Genomic DNA, 19,987 nt, shown 5'->3' on the forward strand with positions numbered 1-19,987 from the left:
AACCACCTGATCCCATGCCGAACTCAGAAGTGAAACGCGGTAGCGCCGATGGTAGTGTGGCATTCGCCATGCGAGAGTAGGACACTGCCAGGCACCCAATTAAACAGTTATGCACACATTGCATAATTGGCCGAGAGGATGACACCTCGTTGAAACGGCAGACAATTTAGCAAAAAGCTAACCAGACAGCGGAGCGGTAGTTCAGTCGGTTAGAATACCGGCCTGTCACGCCGGGGGTCGCGGGTTCGAGTCCCGTCCGCTCCGCCACTACTCAAGAAGCCCAGTCTAACGACTGGGCTTTTTTTCGTTTCCGGCACAGTACTCATGTCCCCGAATTTCCTCTTTTTTTCCTCACGTGACTCAGTAAAACACGCAAAGCCAGACGGTAGTCATGTCGGGGTGGGTCCATTCTGTAGTGGTCTAATCATCCCGGACACCGTTTTAGGTGGTACAGTCACCACCATTACCAGAGGTGTTCAATGACAAGATTACGCCGCTCATTCACTGCCGAGTTCAAACTGGAAGCCGTATCCCTGGTGCTCGACCAAGGCTATTCAGTCCCCGAAGCCAGCCGTTCACTGGATCTCGGCGAAACCGTGCTGCGTCGATGGGTTCAGCAACTGCAATCCGAACGCGGTGGTACTACCCCAATCAGCAAAGCGCTGACTCCGGAGCAGCAGAAAATCCAGGAGCTGGAAGCCCGTATCAACCGGCTCGAACGTGAAAAGGACATTCTAAAAAAGGCTACTGCTCTCTTGATGGCGGACGAACTCGAACGTACGCGCTGATAGACCGATTAAGGGAGCAAGCCCCCACCCCCCTGGTCTGTTGCGCTTTCGGTATACCAACCGCCTGTTTTTACGACTATCTGGCTCGCAGGCACACAATTAACCGTGAACGGGTGCAGCAGAGAAGTGAGTTACGGTGTTTGTTCAAAGAGAGTAGAGGCTCAGCTGGCAGCCGGGCCTTGATGTCAATGATGCGGGCACTGGGGCATCAGATTGGTCGGTTCAAGGTGCGTCGCCTGATGAAGGAGGCCGGGCTGGTCTCCAAACAACCGGGAGCTCATCGTTATCAGGTCGCGCGGTCTGAACGACCGGATATTCCCAATCATCTGGCGCGTGAATTTGCTGCCCCGCAACCCAATCAGGTGTGGTGCGGCGACATCACTTACGTATGGGCAGGTGGCCGCTGGCATTACCTGGCGGCGGTGCTCGACCTCCACACCCGACGGGTCGTGGGCTGGGCGATGTCCGGCAGGCCTGATGCTGACTTGGCCGTGAAAGCGCTCGACATGGCGTATCAGCAACGGGGCTGCCCGTCTGGCGTGCTGTTTCACTCCGACCAGGGCAGCCAATACGGCAGCCGGGTATTTCGGCAACGGCTGTGGCGCTATCGCATGACCCAGAGCATGAGTCGGCGTGGCAACTGCTGGGATAACGCGCCGATGGAGCGGCTGTTCAGGAGCCTCAAGACGGAATGGCTTCCGACCACGGGGTACATGAGCCTGCGGGAAGCCAAGCGGGATATCAGCTATTACCTGATGGATTACTACAACTGGCGGCGCCCGCATCAACACAATGATGGGATACCGCCAGCAGAGGCCGAAAATCGGCTTAACTGTGTGTCCGGATTTAGTTGACCACTACATTCCACCCGGTGTTTCTGGTGGGCAGGAATGTTGCTGTGCGCACCATGAGCCAGCTGTAAACATGATTTGCGCTGGGAGCCTTCCTTGATTGAAGTACCATTTAAGAGGGGCTGAGCGAATGGAGGGGAGCTTTGTGGGTGATTACTTGCTGGCTGCACTACTAACTCAAAGCCGCGTTCGCGAAGCGGGGTTGAGAGGCGTTGGTATCTTGGCTGACATGAATATGGGAGCCGAGATCGAGGGGCATACTCTAGCGAGTAGAGTCCCTGGTGATTGAACTCTCTGATACAAAAAACACATAAAGAAAAGGGGACGGCAGCTGCCGTCCCCTCAAGTCATCTAGTCCAGTCCATGAACTGCAACGCTCCCTGCAATCCCTGACTTTATCCTGATCCTTCGGAATATCCCCTTCCCAATCCGTTGAGGTGTCCTGTGGCCATCCTAGCCTGGCAATCGCTCCTGATTGCTGCACTCTCTCCATCCTGGAGGTGTCCGTTACCACATCCCGTGGTGTTCCTTGCATCATCCTGACAGACAACCATCCGGGTTATCTCACTTCATCCTGAAGCTGTCCTGCTCGCCTCCGCGAGGTCCATATTCTTCCTGAAGAGCAATCATCCTGTTTGCTCTGCCTCATCCCGAGGTGTCCACAACCACGTCCAGTGGTGTCCTGCATTCCGTTTGATAACCATCCTGGTTACCGGCCTCATCCTGAGGTGTTCCCTGCCCACATCCTGTGGTTTATTCCCTGCTTATGCGCTGTTTCCGCATCCTGCCGAACCAGCTCCGTCCTTGTGAGACCCATATTAAGGGAACCAGGGGGCGGAACAAGGTAGGATCCGGCGTTGTTGGCGTGCGGATAGCGGTTCAATGACCACTATCATGAAGATAAATTCATATAAATCATGATATTAGTTTGTTTCATGGGAAAGTATGTGGATTCAAAGATGGCTTCGCGTACGGTTCGACACAGTGGCCTCTTACAGCTGCCATGGCGGATCTCTTACACGCAAAAACAGGGCGAAAACGATGGTACAAACAGGCTCAATTCGGTGGGTAAGACTTAAAAATTAGTTGAATAAATATGCTCAAAAAGAATACAAAAAGCCGGGCTTTGCCCGGCTTTTTTCTGAGGTGGTCAGCTGACGCGGCTACCCGGTGTCGGATATGCCTTGCGCAAGGATTCAGGCGCCAACACTTCCAGATTCCCGCTCATATTGTTGAGCCAGGTACGGAATTCGGGGGTGTCCTGTACCTCGGTTTCCACCACCACGCTGCGCTTGTCGTAGCGAGTCATGCGCGGGTTGTGGCCGGGGATTTGCCCGTCGACCAGGGTCGGACAGTTGGCATCGATGCGACCGACGAAGCGGATTGGCCCGCTGACATCCTGATACCCCTGATCGCGGATCAGTTTCTGGATGTTGAAATCCTTCGGCTGGGTCGCGCTGAAGTTGGTCAGCTCCACGTTCTTGATGTGATCGAACGGGATGCCGTAGACCTTGGGATCCAGCTCGGACAGGGTGCAGAGCAGGGTCGGCCCTTCCGCCTGGTTCAGAATACCGAGCGGATTGATGCGGTCGTAGCAGAGCCATACGGTGCGCTCCTTGATGACACGCTGGATCTCGGCACTGAACTTGCGCCCGCGCCACAATGCATCGCGGATCAGGGTGCTGCGGCGGATTTCCGGGTTGCCGGCAAACGGACGCGGTGACTGGTGCACGCTCTCGAGCCAGCGTTCAGCCAGTTCGCTCTGGCTGTCGCGGATCACCTGGCTGGCCTTGTCGACCAAGGGGTTCAGTTCGGTCAGGACGCTGGCCGGCAACAGCTGGCTGGCCTGATCGCTCCAGGTTTTCAGCGCCACTGCCAAGGAGAGCGGCATGATGTTGGCAAAATCGTTGAGGCCATGGCGCTCGAAGCACCAGCCGTGTGGTTTGCTGCGTTCATCCGAGGTGAGATCGAACAACCCCATGCCGGACATCTCTTCCAGGTCCCGTTGCACGGTACGCAGACTGACGTGGATGCCTTCTTCTTCCAGTTTTACCTGGAGTTGGCTGGCGGTCAGCTTGTAAGGGCGGTGCGGGATGCAACGCGCCAAGGTCAGTTGTCGTAACAGCTTCTTACTCATGGTGCATGCCTTCACTGGTTTAGCGTTGAGTGTATCCTAGCCATGCCTTGCGACAGTCTATGTCGCAAGTTTTGCTGCGACAACTGTCGCCATTTTCATACAAACCAAGCTAACCACATGATCCTAAACATAATTGCCATCATTTAGGGCAGCAATCGAGGCTAAAAAATGATGAAAATTCACCAAATGAAAGTGCTGTCTTACGGATCTGGGGTAGAGGAAAAAACAGAAATGACGGGGAAATACAGAATATGATGTGGAGGGGATGGCTCCCCTCCGTCAGGCAGGTACTTTTTGGCTGGATCAGGCCAGCCAGGACAAGGCGGATTTGGTGATGGCCGCGCCCACCATATAGCCGAATACCGCCAGGGCTGCGAGGCCGGCCACCAGCTTCTGGCCGCGCGCAGGGCGCTTGAGTGCCATGACGCCGAGGCCGATGTAAACCACCAGAGCGATCAGCTTGGCCATCAGCCAGGGTTGTTGGCCCGGGCTCATCTGCAGGGTCACCGCCAGCAGCACCCCGAACAGCAGCAGGAAGGTGTCGTTGACATGGGGCAGGATCTTCAGCCACTTCTGCTGCAGGCGGGCGCTGCCGCCGAGGGCCAGCAGCCAGCGATAGAGGAACAGCAGCACGCTGACCAGCGCCAGCGTCATGTGCAGGTGTTTGAGCATGGGGTAATAGGCAATCATATTGCTTCCTTGTCGTTGTCGGTGTCGGGCAGACCGCTGTTCCAGTTGTGAGCGTGAATGCGCTCCTGTCCTTCCTGATCGTCTTGCAGCAGATCGGAGAGGATGTCCCGGTATTGCAGGCTCTTGTTGATATAGGTGTGTTCGTCGTCCAGGTAGTTGACCTGTTCCCGCAGCAGCCAGTTGTCGTGCTGCTTGAAGGTCTGGCCGGCCCGCCAGGCCTGGTTGGCCCGAAAGCCGAGCTGGGTCAGGGCTTCCACCCCCAGATCCACGGCAGAACCCAGGGTTTCCCGGTACACGCTGCCCACGCCCTGGCGCAGGATCTCGTGAGCGTGGGGACGATCCTGGGCTCGCGCCAGTATCTTAAGGTGCGGGAAGTGTTTCTTCACCATTTCAATCACTTCGAGTGACGTGGCCGGATCGTTGATGGAAAGGACCAGCAGCTTGGCCTTGTGGGCGCCGGCGGCGTGCAGCAGGTCAAGCCGGCTGGCATCGCCATAGAACACCTGATAACCATACTTGCGCAGCATCTCGATCTGGCTGGCATCCTGCTCGAGGATGGTGGTGCCGATGCCGTGGCCGTGCAGCAGACGCCCCACGATCTGACCGAAACGGCCGAAGCCGGCGATGATGACCGGGTGCTCCACCAGCTCCGGCTGCTCGTGCTGCGGCAATTCACTCTGGTTGCGATAGTCGAACCAGGGCTGGATCACCCGATCGTTGAGGATCAGCAGCAGCGGTGTCAGCGCCATGGAGAGCGCCACCACCAGCGTCAGCAGGGCGATGGTATCCCCCGGCAGCACTTTGTTCTGGGCGGCGAACGAGAACAGCACGAAGGCGAACTCCCCACCCTGGGCAAGCGCCAGCCCGAAGGTCCAGCGCTGACTCGGCGAGATGCGAATGGCAAAACCGAGCGCCATCAACACCAGCCACTTGAGCACCATCAGGCCGACCACCAGGGCCGGGATCAACAGCGGGTGCTCGGCAAACAGCCCGAAGTTGATGCCGGCGCCCACTGACATGAAGAAGAGGCCGAGCAGCAGCCCCTTGAACGGCTCTATGTCTGCCTCCAGCTCGTGGCGATACTCGCTGTCCGCCAGCACCACGCCGGCGAGGAAGGAGCCAAGGGCGGGGGAGAGGCCGACCGATTCCATCAACACGGCGATGGCGATCACCAGCAGCAGGGCTGCGGCGACGAAGATCTCCCGCATGTGGGACTGGGCGATGGCGCGAAACACCGGTCGCATCAGGTAATGACCACCCAGCACTATGCCGGAGATGGCGGCCACCACCAGCAGGCCGTGTTGCCAGCCGGCCAGCTCCGAGCTGCCGCTGCTGGCCACCGGCGCGATGGCCAGCAGCGGCAGGATCGCCAGGATGGGGATGACGGCAATGTCCTGGAACAGCAGCACGGCGAAGGCGGAGCGGCCGCTCTCGCTCTGCATCAGTTTGCGCTCCTGCAGGCTCTGCAGCACGATGGCGGTGGAGGAGAGCGCCAGGATGAGGCCGATGGCCAGCCCCTGCTGCCACGGCAGGCCGATGAGGTGGGCCACACCGGTCAGGGCCGCCGTGGTCAGCAGCACCTGCAGCCCGCCAGTGCCGAGAATGGGCCCCTTCAGCTGCCACAGCAGCGCCGGCCTGAGCTCCAGCCCGACCAGAAACAGCATCAACACCACCCCGAACTCGGCGAAGTGCATCACATCCTTCTGTTCACCCACCAGCCCCAGCAGGAAGGGACCTATGATGATGCCCGCCAGCAGGTAACCGAGCACGGAGCCCAGCCCCCAGCGCTTGGCCAGCGGCACCGCGATCACCGCGGCGGAGAGGTAGATGAAGGCATCGAACAGCAAACCATGTCCCATCAGCGGATCCTCCGCACTGTGGTGGAGGCCGATGTCGGCAGGCCGGGCCGCTGCCCGGATCGAGAGTGGGTCATGAGAGTACCTCCAGCAGATCGCGCAGATAGGGGCTGCCGGCAAGCTGGGCCGGGGTCAGCTGTTCGTCGCGCAGGGCGCACAGCAACTGGCGATAGTCCTGGCCACAGCGGCGCAGCGCCTCCTGATCCCGGATCTTGTGAAAGGAGTGCAGCACGAATGGCGGCAGCCAGCTCATGCCGCACAACTGGGCCGTCTGCCGGAACGGCAGCAGAAAGTCGAGCAGCGGGCGCTGGTTGTAGCCCTCACTGCAATAAGATTCGGGGGCGCCGCCGGTGGTGATGGCCGACAGCCACTGCTTGCCGTTGAGGGCGTGGGCTTCCGGGCCGTAGGCGTAGCCATACTCCAGCACCAGATCCATCCACTCCTTCATGATGGCGGGGCAGGAGTACCAGTAGAAGGGGTGCTGGAACACGATGATGTCGTGTTCAGACAGCAGGGCCTGCTCCTGCTTCACGTTGATGAACATGTTGGGGTAGTGCTGGTAGAGGTCGTGCAGGGTGACGCCCTCCAGGCCGTCAATGGCCTGCAGCAGCTGTTTGTTGGCCCGGGAGCTCTGCAGCGCCGGGTGTGAAAAGATAACCAGAATGCGTTTCATGGGTTCCTGATCTGAAGAGGGGCCAAATACCGATGCAAGAGACCGGCGAAAAAAAGATGCATTGAGCAGCGACGTTATCAAGAAGCGCCATGGCTCGCCAGTTCCGGGATCAGCTCGCGCAGCGCCGGATTGAGGGTCTGGTGGGCGGGATAGCAGAGGCCGATGCGCCGGAACATCCGTGGCCCGCGCACGGGCACGGTACACAGACCCGCTTCGTCCTCCACCAGTCCGTCCGGCAGAAAGCTGATGCCGACCCCGGCCAGCACCAGCGCCATCACCAGCCCCTTGCTCTCGGCTTTGGCCACCAGATTGAGGGTCAGTCGGTCACAGGCCAGCAGACCTATGGTCTGCTGATGGGCTTCGCAGGGAGGGCACTCAATAAAATCATAATGTTGCAGCTCGGCCAACTCGAGTTGCTGGCGGCTGGCGAGGGGATGGTCGCTTCGCACGCACAAGACATAATCCTCCTCCCACAGCGGCAGGAAGATCTCGTCTTCGCGGCGCAGGGCATCCAGGGTCAGCCGACAGTCGGCAGGCGTTCCGTAATCGGAGAGGGTGAGATCCAGCTCGGGCAGTACAGCCTGCACCTGCTGCAGCAATCCCGCCACCCGCCGCCGGCTCAGGTCCGGCATGATGGCCATGTTGAGCCGCGCACGCGTCGCCTTCTGGCGAAACAGCGCCGGCAGCCGGCGCGCCTCTTCCACCAGCTTGACCGCGTGGGGATAGAGGTAATGGGCCTGATCCCTGGCCGCCACCCCCTTCTTGCCCCGAATGAACAGGCTGTCACCCAGGGTCTCTTCCAGCTGGCGAAGCCCCGCCGAGAGGGAGGGCTGGCTGACATGGCAGCGTTCGGCCGCCGCCGTGATGTTCTTCTCTTCATAGATGGCGATGAAGAAGCGCAGCAGTCTCAAGTCCAGCATAAGCCCAACCATAGTTTTTTCAGATGATAACCAGCGGAAAACAATATTTATCACTGATGGATGGAGTGACTATAGTGATCCCGTTCCGTGCTGGCCAGCCGCTTGTTTGCTCAAACCGACTCTTGAATCAGAAGGAAAACATCATGCCCAAGCCTCTCGTCGTAATCACCGGTGCCTCCGCCGGGATCGGTGCCGCCATCGCCCGCGCCTTCTCCACCGCCGGCCATCCGCTGCTGCTGCTGGCCCGCCGGGTCGAGCCCATGCAGGCGCTGGCGCTGCCCGATACCCTCTGCATCGGGGTCGATGTGACCGACACCGCCGCCATGAAGGTCGCCATCCAGCAGGCCGAGGCACAATTCGGCCCTGTCGGCTGCATGGTCAACAACGCTGGCGTCATGCTGCTGGGACAGGCCGACGTGCAGGACCCGGCCGAGTGGCAGCAGATGCTCAACATCAACGTGATGGGGGTGTTGAACGGTGTTCACGCCGTGCTGGCCGGCATGAAGGCGCGCCGCAGCGGCACCATCATCAACATCAGCTCCATCGCCGGTCGTAAGACCTTCCCGAACCATGCTGCCTACTGCGCCACCAAGTTCGCGGTGCACGCCCTGACCGAGAACATCCGGGAAGAGGTAGCCGATGTCGGCGTGCGGATGGTGACCATAGCCCCGGGCGCGGTGGAAACCGAGCTGCTCAGCCACACCACGGACGAGAGCATCAAGGCCGGTTATCACGACTGGAAGGATCAGATGGGGGGCGTCATTGCGCCTGAGGTGATCGCCGACGCCGTGCTCTATGCCTGGAGCCAGCCGGCCAATGTCTGCGTGCGCGAGATCGTGCTGGCGGCCACCCGTCAGCAACCTTGATGGCGGCTGACTGGCAGAGGGGGAGGGCTTGACCCTCCCCCTGGGCCAAGGGTTACCATAGGCCACCTTTCGTCAATGAGTCGTCTCATGGTTCTGACCCGTCGCCAACTCGCTCGCGCCCGCCGCTGGCTCCCCCTGTGGAGTCTGCTGATGGTGCTGATGTCGTTTGGCAGCCGGGCGGCGACCGATCTTTGTACCCTGACGCCTCATTGCAGCCAGAGCGAACGTACCCTGGAGAAGGCCATGCCCTGCGGCAGCTTCACCTCGGCGCTCGCCATGACGGTGCTCACTGGCGACAGCCTGACGGTTGCCATGCTGGAACCCGATACCCCGGATTTCATCTCCCCCTCCCAGTTCATGCCGGATGCTCCAACCGACCGGCTGGAGCGTCCGCCCCGTCATCTCGGTTGAGTCGAGTCCCCCTGTTTTTTTGGGCATTTTTTCTTATCCGAGGTGAGTTATGTACAAGTCCCTGTTATTGGCCGTGCTGGCCGGTACCGTCAGTTTTTCCGCTCTGGCAACCGAGCAGATGACCGTCTACAAGTCCCAGTATTGCGGCTGCTGCAAGACCTGGATCAAGCACATGGAAGAGAACGGCTTTGAGGTCAAGGTCGTCGAAACCGAGCAGCTTGAACCGGTCAAGCAGCAGTACGGTATCACTCCGCAGCTGGCTTCCTGCCACACCGGAGTGGTGAACGGCTATGTGGTGGAGGGGCATGTACCCGCCGCCGACGTGCAGAAGTTGCTCAAGGAAAAACCGGCGATCCGCGGCCTGACCATTCCGGGCATGCCCCAGAGTGCGCCGGGCATGGATATTCCGGGTCAGCCCTATCAGGTGCTGAGCATCAGCAACGAGGGCGCGACCAAGGTCTGGTCGAGCTACCCCGGCTGATGACAACTGGCCGTGAGCAGACACACTTCCATCATGTGAGGCACACCTGAGCGAGCCCGTGTCGCTCACGGTCAGGTATGGGGGCCGCCATCGCGAGATGGCGGCCCTTTTACATCAGGGCGCGGGAGAACTTGCAACTGAAGGCGACAAGGGGCAGATTGATCCCCTGTCCAAGGAGCCAAGGCTCAGGTCCGCCAACCCTTTTACAGCGCAAAGGATGCGACATGTTCACCTTTTCCCGAGGGCTTCTGCTGCTGGCTTGTCTGGCCGCCGTTCCCTGTTCATATGCCAATGATGAGTCCGCCATGCCCACAAGCGACACCCTGATCCAGCCTCCCGTGGCCGCCAAACACCCTCACGCCATCAAGAAACACGGGGATACCCGGGTCGACAACTACTACTGGCTGCGCGATGACGAGCGCCAGAAACCCGAGGTGCTGGCCTACCTCGAGGCCGAAAACGCCTACACCGATGCCATGCTCAAACCGATCAAGCCACTGCGCGACCAGCTCTATCAGGAGATGGTGGCCCGCATTCCGCAGCAGGACGAATCGGTGCCCTACGTGAAGAACGGCTATCGCTACCAGACCCGCTACGAGCCGGGCAAGGAGTACGCCATCTATTCGCGCAGCAAGCTGGGTGAGTCGGAAAGCAGCCTGCTGCTGGACGGTAACCAGCGTGCCGAAGGCCACGAGTTCTACGCCCTGGGGGCGCTCGAGGTGAGCCGCAACAACCGCTGGTTGGCGGTGGCGGAAGATTTCCTCTCCCGCCGTCAGTACCAGATCCAGTTCCTCGATCTGGAGAGCGGCAAATGGGCCACTGACACGCTGGAGAATACCTCCGGCAATCTGGTGTGGGCCAACGACAGCAAGACGGTGTTCTACGTGCGCAAGCACCCCAAGACGCTGCTGCCCTATCAGGTCTATCGCCACGAGCTGGGCACGGATCCGGCCAAGGATCAGCTGGTCTATGAGGAGAAGGACGACTCCTTCTATGTGAGCCTCTACGCCACCACCTCGGAAGATTTCATCGTCATCGCCCTCTCCAGCACCACCTCGGGCGAGGCGCGTCTCATCGATGCCAATGTGCCGACCCAGGCGCCGCGGCTGTTCCTGCCGCGCCAGGTGGATCACGAATACAGCCTGGATCACTACCGCGGCCGCTTCTATGTGCGCTCCAACAAGGACGGCAAGAACTTCGGCCTCTACGAGACCAAGGAGAGCCCGGTAGATCGCTGGAAGGCGGTGATCGCCCCCAATCCGGACGTGCTGCTGGAGAGTTATGCCCTGTTCAAGGAATGGCTGGTGCTGGAGGAGCGCAGCCAGGGGCTGACCCGGCTGCGCCAGGTCAACTGGCAGAGCGGTGAGCAGAAGGAGATCGCGTTCGACGATCCGGCCTATGTCACCTGGCTCGCCTACAACCCGGAGCCGGATACCAGCGCGCTGCGCTATGGCTACTCCTCCATGACCACTCCCTCGTCCACCTACGAGCTCGACCTGAACAGCGGCAAGCGCACCCTGCTCAAGCAGCAGCCGGTGGCGGGCTTCAAGGCCGACCAATATGCCAGCGAGCGGCTCTGGATCACCGCCCGTGACGGCGTGGCCGTTCCGGTGTCGCTGGTCTATCGCAAGGACAAGTTCAAGCAAGCGGGGGCCGGTGCGCATACCAATCCGCTGCTGGTCTACGGCTACGGCTCCTACGGTGCCAGCATGGACCCGGATTTCAGCAGCGCCCGGCTGAGCCTGCTGGACCGCGGCTTCGTGTACGCCATCGCCCACATCCGTGGCGGCGAGGAGCTGGGGCGTCACTGGTATGAAGATGGCAAGCTGCTGAAAAAGCAGAACACCTTCAACGACTTCATCGACGTGACCGAGGCGCTGGTGGCGCAGGGCTACGGCGCCAAGGATCAGGTCTACGCCATGGGCGGCAGCGCCGGTGGCCTGCTGATGGGGGCCATCATCAATCAGGCGCCCCAGCTCTATCGCGGCGTGGTGGCCCAGGTGCCGTTCGTCGACGTGGTCACCACCATGCTGGACGAGTCCATTCCTCTCACCACCGGGGAGTACGACGAGTGGGGCAACCCGAACCAGAAGCGCTACTACGACTACATGAAGGCCTACAGCCCCTACGATCAGGTCAAGGCGCAGGCCTATCCCAATCTGCTGGTGACCACCGGTCTGCACGACTCCCAGGTGCAGTACTGGGAGCCGGCCAAGTGGGTGGCCAAGCTGCGCGAGCTGAAGACGGATGATAACAAGTTGTTGCTGAGCACCGACATGGACGCCGGCCACGGCGGCAAGTCGGGTCGCTTCAAGGCCTACGAGGATATCGCGCTGGAGTTCGCGTTTATTCTGGATCTGGCCAAGCCACAAGCATAAGTCACCACAGTTGCAGCCCTTGCCAGTCAAGGGCTGCAAAAGAATCTCCCTCCTCCCGCTCTGTCTACCGACCGGTAGCACATCCAATTAATCTCTGATCAGCAAATTAATGATCGGCTTCAAATTTCTCGTCATCCATATCCATCGTTTTGTATTTTTGTTTGATTTATGTTGGCGCCGTGTGCTTAATCGAAGCCGTTATGACTCTTTAATTGGCCCCCTCGGGGCCAATTATCTTCGGTTGGCATGAAGCCGACTGTCTCACCACAGGATGCTGGTGGCTTTTTGGGGAACGTTCGCCGTTCACCCGATTCCTCATATCGAGGTCATGGACAAACCGTCGACGCAGAACGGTGGTTTGTCCGGCATTCGCCCGTGGAACGGGCGAGCTGAATCAATCAAAAAGGATGAACAACATGAAAGGATTATCCCTGGCGTGTGCCCTGTCGGCTGCTCTGGCCGGCGTCTCGTTCGGTGGCCCGGTGCAGGCGCAGGAGCGCTTCGTGACCATAGGCACCGGCGGTCAGACCGGTGTCTACTACGTGGCGGGCCAGTCCATCTGCCGCTTCCTCAATCGCGGCGCCGCCGATCACCAGATCAAGTGCAACGCCCCGGCCAGCGGTGGCGGGGTGGCCAACGTCAACGGCATCCGCAGCGGTGAATTCAACTTCGGCATCATGCAGTCCGACCATCAGTACAAGGCGATGAAGGGGCTGCCGCCATTCCAGGCCGAGGGGGCCATGGACGACATGCGCGCCGTTTTCTCCCTGCAGAGCGAAGTGTTCACCATCCTAGCCCGCAAGGACGCCAAGATCGCCGGCTTTGACGATCTCAAGGGCAAGCGGGTCAACATCGGCAACCCGGGCTCCGGTCAGCGCGATACTTTCGAAGAGATCATGGCGGTGAAGGGCTGGAAGAAGGGCGACTTCGGCCTGGTCTCCGAGCTCAAGCCGGCCGAGCAAGCCTCAGCACTCGGCGACAACAACATCGACGCCATGAGCTACTTCGTCGGTCATCCGAACGGCGCCATCCAGGAAGCCTCCACCACCACCGACGCCGTGCTGGTCCCGGTGACCGGCGCGGACATCGACAAGTTGCTGGCCGAGAAGAGCTACTACAGCAAGGCCGAGATCCCGGGCGGCATCTACAAGGGCAGCGACCAGCCGACCCCGTCCATCGGCGGCAAGGCAGTGCTCTCCACCAGTGCCAAGGCCGATCCGGAAGTGGTCTATCAGTTGGTGAAGTCGGTGTTCGACAACCTGGATCGTTTCAAGCGCCTGCATCCGGCCTTCGCCGACCTCAAAGAGGCCGACATGATCAAGGTGGGTCTCTCCGCCCCGCTGCATGAAGGGGCTGCCCGCTACTACAAAGAGCGCGGCTGGCTCTGATAGCGGGCCCAAGGGCCGCTGTCACTCTCTTCGACACCCGTCTGCCGCAGCCCGTGGCAGCGGGTGTCGTGTCGTTGTACTCGTTGGCACAAGTTAACCCCTATGCAAGATAAACAACTCTCTACCGAGGAACTGATCGCCCAGGATGTGGGGGCGCGTCTGCCGCTCGGCATCATGGGTGGGTGCATCACCACCCTGGCGCTCGCCTGGTCGCTGTTCCAGCTCTGGATCGCCTCGCCCCTGCCCTTCATGCTGGGCTTCGGCGTACTCAATGACACCGAGACCCGTGCCATTCACCTCACCTTCGCCCTGCTGCTGGCCTACTTGGTGTTCCCGGCCTTTCGCCGCTCGCCGCGCGACCGGGTGCCGCTCGGCGATCGGGCGCTCGGGCTGGTGGCCGCCGGCGCCGCTTCCTATCTGTTCGTGATGTACGAGGCGCTGGCCCTGCGGCCGGGCAACCTCACCACCGCCGATCTGGTGACCGCCTGCATCGGCATCCCGCTGCTGCTGGAAGCCGCCCGCCGTGCGCTGGGGCCGGCCCTGGCGGTGATCGCTCTGGTGTTTCTCGCCTACAGCCTGGCGGGGCCATGGATGCCGGGTCTGCTGGCCCACCGCGGGGTGAGCTTCACCGCGCTGGCCAACCACCAGTGGATCACCACCGAGGGGGTGTTCGGCATCGCCCTCGGCGTCTCCACCAGCTTCGTGTTCCTGTTCGTGCTGTTCGGTGCCCTGCTGGAGCGGGCCGGTGCAGGCCACTACTTCATCCAGCTCGCCTTCAGCCTGCTCGGCCACCTGCGCGGCGGCCCGGCCAAGGCGGCGGTGGTGGCCTCCGGCCTGACCGGCCTCATCTCCGGCTCCTCCATCGCCAACGTGGTGACCACCGGCACCTTTACCATTCCCATGATGAAGAAGGTGGGGTTCAGCGCCGAGAAGGCGGGGGCGGTGGAAGTGGCCTCCTCGGTCAACGGCCAGATCATGCCACCGGTGATGGGGGCCGCGGCTTTCCTGATGGTGGAGTACGTGGGCATTCCCTACGTCGAGATCATCAAGCACGCCTTCCTGCCGGCGACCATCTCCTACATAGCGCTGCTCTACATCGTCCATCTGGAGGCGCTCAAGCTCGGCATGCAGCCCATCGGCGACCATCAGCCCAAGCCCTGGATGCGCCGGCTGACCGGCTTTGCCTTTGGCGCCGCCCTGATCAGCGGGCTGTCGATGGCGGTCTACTACGGCCTGGGCTGGCTCAAGCCGGCGCTGGGCGACTATGCCCTGCCCGGCATCGCCCTGCTGCTGGCCGCCACCTATCTGGGGCTGCTGAAGATTGCCGCCAGCAACGAGCCGCTGGCGGCGGAGGATCCGGACAAGCCGCTGACCGAGCTGCCCAACACCCGTACCGTGCTGCTCTCCGGCCTGCACTTCCTGTTGCCGGTAGTGGTACTGGTGTGGTGCCTGATGGTGGAGCGCCTCTCGCCCGGGTTGTCAGCCTTCTGGGGCACCGTCATGCTGGTGATCATACTGCTGACCCAGCGGCCGCTGCTCAACTGGCTGCGCAGCGATGGCCGGCACGATTACGGCTCCCTGCAGGACGGCTTGATCGATCTGCGAGAGGGGCTGGTGGCCGGCGCCCGCAACATGATCGGCATCGGCATCGCCACCGCCACGGCGGGGATCATCGTCGGTGCCGTCTCCCAGACCGGGGTGGGTCTGGTGCTGGCGGATCTGGTGGAGATGCTCTCCATGGGCAACCTGCTGCTGATGCTGCTGCTGACCGCCCTGCTGAGTCTGATCCTCGGCATGGGGCTGCCCACCACCGCCAACTACATCGTCGTCTCCAGCCTGCTGGCGCCGGTGGTGGTGACGCTCGGGCAGCAGAACGGGCTGATCGTGCCGCTCATCGCGGTGCACCTGTTCGTGTTCTACTTCGGCATCATGGCCGACGTGACCCCGCCGGTGGGACTTGCCTCCTTCGCGGCGGCGGCCGTCTCCAAGGGCGATCCCATCAAGACCGGCATCACCGCCTTCTATTACAGCCTGCGTACTGCTGCGCTGCCGTTCCTGTTCATCTTCAACACCGACCTGCTACTGATCGACGTGGACTTTGCCCACGGGGTGCTGATCTTCATGGTGGCCACCGTTGCCATGCTGATCTTCGCCGCCGCCACCCAGGGTCATTTCCTGGTGAAGAGTCGCTGGTACGAAAGCGTGCTGCTGTTGCTGGTGGCCTTCACCCTGTTCCGCCCCGGTTTCTGGATGGACATGGTGCATGATCCCTATCGCGAGACACCGCCGGCCCAGCTGGCCCAGACTCTGGGCGAGGTGGAGGCGGAAAGCACTCTGCGGCTGCAGATCCAGGGTGAGGATGCGGTGGGCAAGCTGCGTCAGTCGACCGTGCTGCTGGCGGTGCCGGCAGGGGAGGATGGGGAAGCCCGCCTCGCCAGCCTGGGGCTCGCGCTCTATGAGCAGGATGGCAAGACCCTGATCGACAGCGTCACCTTCGGCAGTCCGGCGGCGGCAGCCGGCATGGAGTTTGACCAAGAGATCCTGGTGGTCAAGGCCCCCACCGAGCGCTGGCACAAGGAGCTGATGTGGCTGCCCGGCTTCCTGCTGTTTGCGTTGATCGTCTGGTTGCAACGGCGCCGGGTGGTGAGAACATAAACAGAGTCAATAAAAACGGCGCCATCATGGCGCCGTTTTCATGCTCCCCGCTGGGGGGGGGGCTTATTCTTGCGGATCCTGCTCCTGCAGCAGGCTCAAGGTCTGTTGTTCCACCTGACTCAGGCCAAGCTGCTCGCAGGCTTGCTCGAAGCTGATGCCAAGGCGGCACATCATGATATCCATCACCGGGAGGGATTATTCCTGCGGATCCTGCTCCTGCAGGAGGCTCAGGGTCTGTTGTTCCACCTGGCTCAGGCCCAGCTGTTCACAGGCTTGCTCGAAGCTGATGCCAAGATGGCACATCATGATATCGATAGCGGGCAGATAGTTTTTCATAGCGTCTTCCATGGTGATCCTCCGGACCCGTCCCTTATGCCCGAACAGGGTGGGCGGGACAATTAGACTTTAGGCGTAGACTGTTCGTTTGCTGAGCGCCTCTGCCACTGGGCGGGGGAATTTGTTACTCTGCTTGTCAGCAAGAAGATGTTGCCGTGACTGCGAGCAACACGTGAGGAGCAGGGCATGTTATTGAGTTTCTTGATCATCGCATCGGGCTGGTGGCACATTCGTGCGGCCTATGGCTCAGACTCCCGTCAGTTCTACATCAGCAAGCCGTTGACCATGCTGCTCATCATAGCGCTGGCCTTTGGCTATCAGAGCTATGACCACGACGGTTCCCACGCCTGGATCCTGCTCGGTCTCTGCCTGTCGCTGGCCGGTGACGTGCTGCTGATGTTGCCAAGCGACCGCTTCATCCAGGGGCTGGCGGCGTTTTTTGTCGCGCACCTCTGCTACATCGTCGGCTTCGCCCAGGGGCCGCTGGTGTTGAATCTGGTGGATGGCTTGCTGTTGCTGCTGGTAGCCGGCATGGTGTTCGGCCTGCTGTGGGGCAAGCTCGGGGAGATGAAGGTGCCCGTGTTCTGCTACATGCTGGTGATCATCGGCATGGCCTGGGTCGCCGCCGGCGCCTGGCACGCCTCCCTCACCGCCGGCAGTGCCGCCGCCCTGGTGGGGGCGTTGATGTTCCTCTTCTCCGACAGCATGCTGGCGCTGGACCGTTTCCGCCGCCCCTTCCCCCATGCCACCGCCTGGGTGATGACCAGCTACTTCGCCGCCCAGTTTCTGATTGCCGCCTCGCTGGCGGGGTGACTGTGGCTGAGTTGTCCCCTCGCCAAGGGGAATGTGCAGACAAAAAAACGGGCCCTCAGGCCCGTTTTGCTATTCCATTCTCACCGTTTCTCACGCCTCGAGCGGTTCGGCATCCGCTGCCCTGGGGGCAGGCTGCTTGAGCAGCAGCATCAGGCCGCTGGCGAGCAGCAGGAAGATGCCCATTACGAAGAACACCTGGTTGTAGGCCATGATGGCCGCCTCCCGACTGATGGTGTTCGACAGCATGGCCTGGGCCTGCTGGCGGGCCAGCTCGGGGCCGGAGCCCTGCGCCATCATGCTCTGGGCCAGCTGCAGCAGGTAGCTCTGCCCCTCTATGCTGCTGGCGGCCAGGGTGCTGCTGATCTGGCTGACATGGATGCGGGTGTCGTTGTCGATCAGGGTGGCGATGATGGCGATGCCGAAGGCGCCGCCCAGGTTGCGCAGCACGTTGAGCAGGGTCGAGGAGGAGGGGATCTCGTCGTGGGTCAGGCTGGCGGTCGCCACCAGGGAGAGCGGCACCATGATGAAGGGCTGGCCCAGTGCTCGCACGATGAGCGACTGGATCAGCTGGGGCCCTGCGTAATCCGCACTCATGTTCATGTTCATGAAGCAGCTGACGGCGAATACCAGAAAACCGAAGCTCACCAGATAGCGCGGATCTATCTTGTGGGTCAGTCTGGGCACCAGCGGCAGTACCAGCAACTGTGGCAGCCCCATCCACATCAGCACCTCACCGATTTCCAGCGCGTTGTAGTTGTGGATCTGGGTCATGTAGAGCGGCAGCACATAGATGGAACCCATCAGCGCCATGCCGAGCACCAGATAGGCGAAGCAGGCCAGCGCGAAGCGCGGGTTGTGCAGCAGCCGCAGGTTGACCAGCGGGTGGCGCCGCAGCAGCTGGCTGATGACGAAAAACACCAGCGCCACCACCGAGATGACGGTGAGCCGCACGATGAAGCTGGAACCGAACCAGTCCTCCCGGTTGCCCTCTTCCAGCACCACTTCCAGCAGGCCCAGTCCCACCGCCATGGTGACGATGCCGATGAGATCCACCCGCTTGATCACCTCCCAGTCCACCGGCTTCTTGTCGAGCCCGTGGGCCAGCATGGCCATCACCAGCAGTCCCGGCGGTACGTTCATGTAGAAGATGTAGTGCCAGGACATCTGCTCGGTCAGCCAGCCGCCCAGGGTCGGCCCGATGGCAGGGGCGAAGGTGGCGCACAGGCTGAACAACGCCATGCCGGTGGCCCGCTTGTGCAGCGGCAGCAGACTGACGATGAGGGAGAAGGCCATCGGGATCAGGGCCCCGCCGGTGAAGCCCTGCAGCGCCCGAAAGACGATCATGCTGGTGAGGTTCCAGCTGAATGAGCAGAGCACGGAGGCGACGATGAAGGCGCCGGTGGTCCACAGCAGGTAGCGCCGCACGCTCAGCCCCCGGCTCAGCCAGCCGCTCAGCGGGATGGCGATCATCTCCGCCACCAGATAGGAGGTGGAGATCCAGGAGCTTTCGCTCAAGGTGGCCGACAGGGCTCCCTGAATGTCCTTCAGGGAGGCGTTGGTGATCTGGATGTCAAGGATGGCCATGAAGGCGCCGATGAGGCCCCCCATGACCGCGATCCAGTTGCGACGCGGGATGGGTTCCATCAGTGGGCCGCAACCACGGGATCAGGGCTGCGGGTGTCGACGATCACCTCGGTGGAGAGGCCTGGCAGCAGCTTGCCCGCCAGCGGCCCCGGCTCCGGGATGCGGATCTTGACCGGCACCCGTTGCACGATCTTGGTGAAGTTGCCGGTGGCGTTCTCCGGCGGCAGCAGGGCGAACTTGGCGCCGGTGGCGGGGGCCAGGCTGTCGATGATCCCCTCGACCGGCTGATCCGGATAGGCATCCAGGATCACTTCCACCTTCTGGCCGGGCTGCATGTGGAGCAGCTGGGTCTCCTTGAAGTTGGCTTCGACCCACACCTGCTGCAGCGGCACCAGACTGGCCACCTGCATGCCGGACTGGACGTAGAGCCCCGCCCGCAGACTGCGCTTGCCGATGATGCCGTCAGCTGGTGCCCGCAGTTCGGTATAGGCCAGCTCCAGCTTGGCCTGTTCCAGCTGGGCGGCGCTCAATGCCAGCTTGGCCTGGTTCTGCTTGGCCTCGGCATCCAGCACCAGCAGCCGCTCGCGGGCGGCCTGCAGAGCCGCTTTGGCCTCCTGCTCCTGGGCCTGATTGACCTGCAGACCGGCCCGTACTTCGTCCAGGCTGTCCTGGGAGCTGTAGTGCCGCTGGTTGAGCTGGCTGACGCGGCGTACCTGTTGCTGGGCCCGCACCTGTTCGGCATTGGCCGAGCTGACCTTGGCTTCAGCCTGGCGAATGAGGCTCAGCTGCTGGGTGCGGGTAGCGGCGAGATTTTCCGCCGTTGCCTGATTGAGGCGCAGGTCAGCTTCGGCCTCGGCCACCTTGGTTTTGTACTCCCGGTCGTCGAGGCGGGCGATGAGCTGGCCGGCCTTCACCGGCTGGTTGTCGGTCACCAGTACTTCGCTGATGTAGCCGGACAGCTTGGAACCGATGCCGGTCACCTCGCTCTGCAGGTAGGCGTTGTCGGTGCTCTCGAAGTAGCGGCCGTGCAGATACCAGTAACCGGCAAACAGCAGGCCGAGCAGGGCCAGGATCATGGCTGCCAGCATGGGGATCTTCTTGTGTTGACTCATGTGGGGGATTCCTGAACTTAAGAGAGGCAGGCTAACACTGGCCAACTG

Annotated in this window: 17 protein-coding genes, 1 tRNA gene and 1 rRNA gene; 10 read left to right on the forward strand and 9 right to left on the reverse strand. The window is 61.4% G+C overall.

Annotated features, from left to right (window positions below; translation table 11 throughout):
- The 3 genes from rrf to AACQ43_RS15950 all read left to right on the forward strand — a co-directional run.
- Positions 1–93: ribosomal RNA gene (rrf, locus tag AACQ43_RS15940) — 5S ribosomal RNA — on the forward strand; the annotation flags it as partial.
- A 97-nt stretch (positions 94–190) separates the two neighbouring features.
- Positions 191–267: transfer RNA gene (locus AACQ43_RS15945), tRNA-Asp, on the forward strand.
- 212 nt (positions 268–479) lie between these two features.
- Positions 480–1,642, forward strand: a protein-coding gene (locus AACQ43_RS15950) for an IS3 family transposase (RefSeq protein ID WP_168967859.1) whose coding sequence is annotated in 2 segments (ribosomal slippage) — positions 480–735 and positions 735–1,642 — 1,164 coding nt in all. Because the reading frame shifts where the segments join, the coding sequence is not laid out codon by codon here.
- Positions 1,643–2,789: 1,147 nt separating this feature from the next.
- Here AACQ43_RS15950 and AACQ43_RS15955 read toward each other — a convergent pair.
- The 5 genes from AACQ43_RS15955 to AACQ43_RS15975 form a co-directional block, all read right to left on the reverse strand.
- Complete coding sequence (locus AACQ43_RS15955) at positions 2,790–3,776, reverse strand: helix-turn-helix transcriptional regulator (RefSeq protein ID WP_005308002.1); 987 nt, start codon at positions 3,774–3,776, stop codon at positions 2,790–2,792.
- A gap of 303 nt (positions 3,777–4,079) precedes the next feature.
- Positions 4,080–4,466, reverse strand: coding sequence for a SirB2 family protein (locus AACQ43_RS15960; RefSeq protein WP_041217004.1), 387 nt, complete (start codon positions 4,464–4,466; stop codon positions 4,080–4,082).
- Positions 4,463–6,325 carry a monovalent cation:proton antiporter-2 (CPA2) family protein gene (locus AACQ43_RS15965; protein WP_168967860.1) on the reverse strand — a complete coding sequence of 621 codons (1,863 nt, stop codon included), beginning with the start codon at positions 6,323–6,325 and terminating at the stop codon, positions 4,463–4,465. Before AACQ43_RS15965 ends, AACQ43_RS15960 begins: the two co-directional genes overlap by 4 nt.
- A gap of 70 nt (positions 6,326–6,395) precedes the next feature.
- Positions 6,396–6,995 carry a glutathione-regulated potassium-efflux system oxidoreductase KefF gene (kefF, locus tag AACQ43_RS15970; protein ID WP_168967861.1) on the reverse strand — a complete coding sequence of 200 codons (600 nt, stop codon included), beginning with the start codon at positions 6,993–6,995 and terminating at the stop codon, positions 6,396–6,398.
- A gap of 77 nt (positions 6,996–7,072) precedes the next feature.
- On the reverse strand, positions 7,073–7,915 hold the full coding sequence (locus tag AACQ43_RS15975; protein ID WP_016349119.1) for a LysR family transcriptional regulator: 843 nt from the start codon (positions 7,913–7,915) through the stop codon (positions 7,073–7,075).
- A gap of 143 nt (positions 7,916–8,058) precedes the next feature.
- Here AACQ43_RS15975 and AACQ43_RS15980 point away from each other — a divergent pair, with 143 nt between their 5' ends.
- From AACQ43_RS15980 to AACQ43_RS16005, 6 genes are all read left to right on the forward strand, one after another.
- A complete protein-coding gene (locus AACQ43_RS15980; RefSeq protein WP_168967862.1) occupies positions 8,059–8,781 on the forward strand; it encodes an SDR family oxidoreductase in 723 nt (240 codons plus the stop codon).
- 87 nt (positions 8,782–8,868) lie between these two features.
- Positions 8,869–9,192 carry a hypothetical protein gene (locus tag AACQ43_RS15985; RefSeq protein WP_073348676.1) on the forward strand — a complete coding sequence of 108 codons (324 nt, stop codon included), beginning with the start codon at positions 8,869–8,871 and terminating at the stop codon, positions 9,190–9,192.
- Positions 9,193–9,241: 49 nt separating this feature from the next.
- The gene (locus tag AACQ43_RS15990; protein ID WP_011704327.1) at positions 9,242–9,673 is read left to right on the forward strand and encodes a DUF411 domain-containing protein; all 432 of its coding nucleotides are present in this window, start codon (positions 9,242–9,244) and stop codon (positions 9,671–9,673) included.
- Between the two features lie 224 nt (positions 9,674–9,897).
- On the forward strand, positions 9,898–12,051 hold the full coding sequence (locus AACQ43_RS15995; protein WP_168967863.1) for a S9 family peptidase: 2,154 nt from the start codon (positions 9,898–9,900) through the stop codon (positions 12,049–12,051).
- Positions 12,052–12,467: 416 nt separating this feature from the next.
- Positions 12,468–13,439: a TAXI family TRAP transporter solute-binding subunit gene (locus tag AACQ43_RS16000; protein WP_029301753.1), complete on the forward strand. Its 972-nt coding sequence runs from the start codon at positions 12,468–12,470 to the stop codon at positions 13,437–13,439.
- 102 nt (positions 13,440–13,541) lie between these two features.
- The gene (locus AACQ43_RS16005; protein ID WP_168967864.1) at positions 13,542–16,094 is read left to right on the forward strand and encodes a TRAP transporter permease; all 2,553 of its coding nucleotides are present in this window, start codon (positions 13,542–13,544) and stop codon (positions 16,092–16,094) included.
- Positions 16,095–16,157: 63 nt separating this feature from the next.
- On the opposite strand, the gene AACQ43_RS16010 is transcribed toward AACQ43_RS16005, so the two are convergent.
- Complete coding sequence (locus tag AACQ43_RS16010; protein WP_257620107.1) at positions 16,158–16,280, reverse strand: hypothetical protein; 123 nt, start codon at positions 16,278–16,280, stop codon at positions 16,158–16,160.
- A 9-nt stretch (positions 16,281–16,289) separates the two neighbouring features.
- A complete protein-coding gene (locus tag AACQ43_RS16015; protein ID WP_016349126.1) occupies positions 16,290–16,430 on the reverse strand; it encodes a hypothetical protein in 141 nt (46 codons plus the stop codon).
- 186 nt (positions 16,431–16,616) lie between these two features.
- Between AACQ43_RS16015 and AACQ43_RS16020 the strand changes: the two genes are divergently transcribed.
- Entirely contained in the window at positions 16,617–17,243 is a 627-nt protein-coding gene (locus tag AACQ43_RS16020; protein WP_011704333.1) for a lysoplasmalogenase, read from the forward strand.
- Positions 17,244–17,333: 90 nt separating this feature from the next.
- Here AACQ43_RS16020 and AACQ43_RS16025 read toward each other — a convergent pair whose 3' ends face one another.
- Together AACQ43_RS16025 and AACQ43_RS16030 are read right to left on the reverse strand one after the other, a co-directional pair.
- Positions 17,334–18,887, reverse strand: a complete 1,554-nt coding sequence (locus AACQ43_RS16025; protein WP_168967865.1) for a DHA2 family efflux MFS transporter permease subunit — start codon at positions 18,885–18,887, stop codon at positions 17,334–17,336.
- Complete coding sequence (locus tag AACQ43_RS16030) at positions 18,887–19,939, reverse strand: HlyD family secretion protein (protein WP_168967866.1); 1,053 nt, start codon at positions 19,937–19,939, stop codon at positions 18,887–18,889. Before AACQ43_RS16030 ends, AACQ43_RS16025 begins: the two co-directional genes overlap by 1 nt.
- Positions 19,940–19,987 lie beyond the last annotated feature (48 nt).

It is taken from the genome of Aeromonas sp. DNRA1 (assembly GCF_963888745.1).
In the GTDB taxonomy this organism is placed as follows: Bacteria; Pseudomonadota; Gammaproteobacteria; order Enterobacterales; family Aeromonadaceae; genus Aeromonas; species Aeromonas hydrophila.